5 protein-coding genes are annotated in these 5,436 nt (G+C 52.1%); all 5 read right to left on the bottom strand.

What is annotated here, in order from left to right; genetic code table 11:
* On the bottom strand, positions 1-465 hold a 465-nt coding region (locus H6750_21495), incomplete at its 3' end, for a hypothetical protein (protein ID MCB9776887.1).
* Positions 466-688: 223 nt separating this feature from the next.
* Complete coding sequence (locus tag H6750_21490) at positions 689-1,078, bottom strand: hypothetical protein (protein MCB9776886.1); 390 nt, start codon at positions 1,076-1,078, stop codon at positions 689-691.
* Positions 1,079-1,925: 847 nt separating this feature from the next.
* A complete protein-coding gene (locus H6750_21485; GenBank protein ID MCB9776885.1) occupies positions 1,926-2,246 on the bottom strand; it encodes a hypothetical protein in 321 nt (106 codons plus the stop codon).
* Positions 2,222-3,400, bottom strand: coding sequence for a PepSY domain-containing protein (locus H6750_21480; GenBank protein MCB9776884.1), 1,179 nt, complete (start codon positions 3,398-3,400; stop codon positions 2,222-2,224). Before H6750_21480 ends, H6750_21485 begins: the two co-directional genes overlap by 25 nt.
* 17 nt (positions 3,401-3,417) lie before the next feature.
* Positions 3,418-5,436, bottom strand: a 2,019-nt coding sequence (locus H6750_21475) for a TonB-dependent siderophore receptor (protein MCB9776883.1), incomplete at its 5' end; no start/stop codon positions are given.

Genomic DNA, 5,436 nt, shown 5'->3' with positions numbered 1-5,436 from the left:
GACTTCTGGTAAGGTTTCCACGTGTTCTTTGGATAGTCCCGGAGAAGTTCTCTTCCAATTCTTGGCGGACTCATCGGTAGCGGGTATCGCCTTGTCCAACTTGTTGGACTCGTCTTGTACCGTGCCTTGTTCCGGTTTGGTCTCGACCACCGGCCCCTCTTTCTTGTTTTCATCTTCAATAGATGGCCCTGAGCCGATCAGGGGGTGCGGTAGAACAGGGGCGTTTAGGTCGGAACCGGCTGATGGTGCCGGTTCAAGGGCCTTGGATGCCCCTGTCGTTTTCGTTGATGGAGATGGCTTTTCCGTCTGACTCTGTGGCACCGGCAGTGACTTGACCGGTCCCATACAAGCGGTCAACTCCATTAGGCAGATGAGCCCTACGATAATACCTCCGACTCTCGGAAGAAAACGGACACATGTATGCATTCGAGGGGTAACTCGAAACACTCCTGCTGATCTCATCATAATACGCTCCTATCTGAACATCCCATGTGAAGGGAGAACAGGACTTTGTGATGCCGACGGACCGGGAACTAGAGGGAGAATCGGCATGCGTGGTGCGAGGAAACGGTGGGAGGAAAGACCTCTCCTCATCACATCACGAGCAATCGGTTCCACGACATGCCAATCGCCACGGACACAGCCGTCTGCGGCTCATGATTAATCGGACGTTTGAGGTAACTTGTAATTAGAGGATAGGTGTATGGAGAGGAGGACCGCGGCCATGTGCGGCAATGAGTGCACGGCCGGAAAAGGAAATTATCAGAAGCACCAGTAGAGCAAGAACGGACGCCTGCACCGGCAACCGCGGAATCTCCGGCAGGAGAAGCATCTGATCATCCTGGTACACGGTACAGGCCCATCCGACGAATGGGTCGCCAGTGGATTTCCCATGTTGGCAATGGCTATGGGAGCCCGCCGCATGGAGGATATAGGCGGTACGGGTGGTTCGCACCTCCCAATACGCGTTGCAGGTATAGGCCCCGAAGGCAGCGACACATCGAATGCCGATCAGCAGCCAGACCAGCAACGCCAGCCGCACACTGATCCGTCCAGGCTGTCGGAGTAAATGTCTCAAGTACAGTGCGTCGTTCAAGAGTCACAACTTTCGAAATAAAGGAATCTAATCTAGGGATCCGGAACGAAATGTGTCTACTGACCACTGCATATCTTTGCTACACTTCCCTCATGCGCATTGGTAAATCTTCAGATGAAAGATTTCTGTTCGCGTATCAATTTTTCTTCCTAATTGAGGGGATCCAGAATTTTTGATCTTTCCAGGTTGGTGCTCGGCCTCATTGAAGGAATACGCAGACGCCTGGTACCCCATCACAACAGCAAGGCTTGTGGGCTTCTTGGTCACATCAGTATGGTGATCCTCGATTCATTTCCTTGGAGCTCCGTCTCACCCCCATCATGTATGGGTAACGAAACCAGCAAGAATGTATTCGTCTGAAAAAGGTCTGGACTCCCACTGAGTAAAATGAGTGTTGAGTGCCATACCTTCTTATGCATTTCCCTGAATTCTTTATAGAGCTATCCGTTTAGTGCATGTGATGTTCTGATCTCAGGCTCGTGCCCTTCGCATGAACGTCCGCATTGTCGGTCCCTCATTATTTAATCCTACGACCTTACAACAAGGACAGAAAATGAATAGGAGAAAGTTGTCTGAACGAAAGGAGGGCAACCTGATCCTCCTCATCAATGATCACGGTGCATCGTTATAAGATCTGCATACCCCAAAGAAGGAGGAAAAATGGCATGTGAGCAATCGAAAGGATGGTAAATGGAGAATCGCATGAGTATTTGTTTTAGGCTGGTGAGGAAATGCGCGAATGTAGGTAGGAAAAACTGGGGTGAAGGCTAAGGAGGTTGCACGTCCAAACGCCTTCACCCTGTTTAGAGCGGGGTGGGTCAGGATGTGTTCACGCCGCTCCGGTTGTTGCTGGAAGAGTGCAATAATCTTTCAGCGACAAGAGTAAGATATAGCGAACTCCCGGAAGCGATCTACTGATCAGTGCCGATGGACGCAACAGTATGGCAGCAGAGATGGAAGATTGTTCAAATGGAAACTTCATTGGCGAAGGTGATAAGGCAATAGTCACTACTTGATGTACGTAAGGAAAATGTTCAATCGAGATATCTTGGGTCTGCAGAAATTCCTTAGACAGAAGATGGATAAGGCGTGGAACGCTTGGTTGCTTTTTGCCATTGAATGCGTTCAGCGGCGGCGTTTTTTTGCCCATCGGAGGATGCCAGTGATGAACAGTGCGCCAGGTATGAGGCCAAGAATCACAATCAGGATTCGGCTACCTATGCCAAAGGCTTCACCGGAATGAAGTGGAAAGAGCCATCGTTCAAGGGTATCCCCTGCCGTATAGTGTTGGGGATGATAGTCATGAATGATTCGGCCGCTATACTGATCAATCCACAGAGTCCGTGCGGGTAGGATGTCCGTACGTTCGCTCGGAGCTTTTTTGACGATTCGATACAATCCGTCGGCCCCTTGTGGAAAGAAGATCCATTGATACCGGCCATCAGGGAAATGTCGTTCCGCGATGGCCGCGGCTGCACTGAACCCGATGGGGCGTTTGCCAGCCACCTGTATGGATGCAAGGTCTTCCGAAATCGGGGTGGTTGGAGATACGACACCGATCAGCTTCTTGGCTTGATCGGGAAATACCAGGTAAAGACCGGTGACCACTGAGATCAGCAGTAGGCCGGACGAGTACAAGCCTAAGGTTCTGTGGAGGTCATACACCCGCCGATGCCGGCTGACCTTTTGAGTGATGGCGAAGGCATAATTGACTGATCCTCGGGTCGGCCACCACAGAATGAGTCCCGTTCCTAGCAGCACGGGTAACACAAGAGCCAAGAGGCCCACGAATGTGGCTCCTTTTTCCCCAAAGGCGAGGGTGTAGTGCAAGCAGAAAATGAATTTCCAGAAGCTTCCGCGCCACGGCCGTTCCAGATCCAACATGAGCCGTTGCCCTTGAACATGCGCCGTATAGGGGTTGACGAAAATTTCGTGCCACTCCTGTTGTTCTGGGTTAGGCGCAGGGCGACCGTATGTGACAGCAAACGTGGTGTCCGGGAAGCGAGGAAAGACTAATGCGTATGGCGTTCCGTCCGGTGGAATGACCGATTCGGCTGCAGCCACGATGTCATCAAGTGAACGGACATCGTTTTCTCCGGCCATCTGTGAGTCGACCGTCCTCAGTTCCGGATTCATCCAGACATCCAATTCCGGCCAGAATACCAACAGGCTTCCCGTCAATCCGATGAGCGAAAAGACCACTCCGGGAACCCAGCCGAGCCAGAAATGGATGGTGAACCAGAGCACTCGCCGTTTTTGGGGAGTGCTCCAGTCACCTTGATATCTACGAAAGATACTCCTCACAGGTCGTGAGAGCTCACTTAATACACAATCCGTAGTGAGCCGATAAACGTCCGTGGAGCACCGGGAGTGATCGTGAATCGATCGTTGATCGTTGATTCATAGTATTCCTTATCCAACAGGTTCATGATATTGAACTGTAAGGCCATTTGGGTCTCCAACAATGGAAATTGATACTGGACCATCGTGTCGACCCGGCCATAACCCGGTAATGCAAAGGTATTGGCGGCATCGCCTTGCCGTTTCGAGTACAGGTAGATGCCGGCTCCGACGGCCAGCCCCGTCAGAGGGCCGTGCTGAATATCGTATTTTGTCCAAACGCTCCCCATATGTTTGGCGGCATTGAACAGGCGGTTGCCCTTATTCTCGCCTTTGGTAATTTCTGCATCGGTGTAGGCATATGTGGCGATGAGGCTGAGGGCGTCTGTAATCTGTCCTGCCATGTCGACCTCGACCCCGCGACTGCGTGCCTCGCCGATCGCCCTCGAAAAGGGTGAACCTGCGATGGGAACCAAAAGGTTGTCTTTCGTCAGATGAAAAAAGGCCACGGATGACGTCAATCGTCGGTCAAAGAGTTCCGCCTTGATGCCGGCTTCATATTGTTTCCCGACCTGTGGATCAAATTGTTTCCCGCTTGCCGAAAAGCCGTTATTGGCTGCTCCGAGGGATTCCGTATAATTACCGAAGACTGATAGCCATTCCCATGGTTGGTACAGCACGCCGACACGCGGACTAAACCGTTTATTCTCGACGTCGCTGTGTGCGGCTCGGGCATCCGCCAGGGACTGGTCTGTTCCGAATGCCAGACCCAATCCGAAGGTGGCCCAGTCGTAACGACCGCCTCCGAGGATATGCAGATGATCCCAAAGTGTGATGTGATCCTGAAAATACACGCCGGTCCAATCGAGGCTTTGGTTCAGGAAAAAATTATTCTGAGCCGTCGAGAGATTGATCCCGGACGTGCCGTAGCTGGGGTTAAAGATATTGATGGGACTGGAAGCCGTGCTGAGTGCGGTCACCTCGTTATGATTGCTGTAAATATCCCACCCAATTAAGATGTGATGTGTCACATTCCAAGAGGAAAACCGACCGGTGAGATCAATGGTTCCATAGTAGGTATTACTATTGGCCTGGCTGCCGAAAAAGTCTCGAGAGAGAACACCCGTCGTCTCATTCAGGGCGTTGCCCGAGGTGACACGATCTACGACGTCGCGGTTTAACCAGACGAACCGTCCTTTGACGTCCCATCCCTCGGTCAAGCGGTGGGTCACCGTGGTGCCCAAATGCGACAGTTTAGTGTTGCTGGTATCAAGAGAGGGTTCCCCAAGGAACCGTGAGATAGGCGTGTTGGCTGGACGATTGCCGATGGCCGGAACACCGATCCAATCGTTGACGGTATCTTCATCCGAATAAAAGTAATCCACATCGATTCGAGTGTCGTCGCTCAACTCCCAGCGCAGCGATGGGGAGACCAAGATACGCTCGGTCGATACGAAATCACGGAATGATTGGGCGTTCAAATATTCCAGGTTGAACCGGTATTGAAGCGATTTGTCCATGGTGAGGGGACCGGTGGCATCTGCCGTGGTGCGATACAGCTCATAGGACCCGAACTGTTGCTGGAGGCTATAGCCGGGTGTCGTCTGTGGACGTTTCAGCACCATATTGATCATCCCACCCGGTTCAATGCGGCCATAAAGATTGGCTGCCGCACCTTTCAGGACCTCGATTCGATCGGCTAATGCCGTCGGAAGGCGACTGGCTGGCAATCGGAGTCCGTCTACATAATTAGCAAAATTGGTGTTAAATCCCCGAATAATGAATTCCTCTGCAAAGCCTCCTTGCGAATTGCCCTGAAGCACGCCGCTGACGTTTTTGACTCCGTCGATCAGTTGAATGGCTTGCTGATCTTTGAGGATCTGCGGAGAAACGACTTGAATCGAGAGAGGCGTTTGCATGACCGGCGTCGGGGTTTTCGTGGCGGTAGAGGCCTTGGGGAGGGCATAAGACTGTTGGGCTAACTTGAATCCGGGGACCAG

It is taken from the genome of Nitrospiraceae bacterium (assembly GCA_020632595.1).
Taxonomy (GTDB): domain Bacteria; phylum Nitrospirota; class Nitrospiria; order Nitrospirales; family UBA8639; genus Nitrospira_E.
Note: the sequence above shows the minus strand (reverse complement) of the source record. Positions and strands in the feature narration are given on the sequence as shown.

What these genes read in the sequence shown, in the direction of transcription:
- H6750_21485 (MCB9776885.1), bottom strand. Translation starts at nt 2,246, where the DNA reads ATGGGCAAAAAAACGCCGCCGCTGAACGCATTCAATGGCAAAAAGCAA.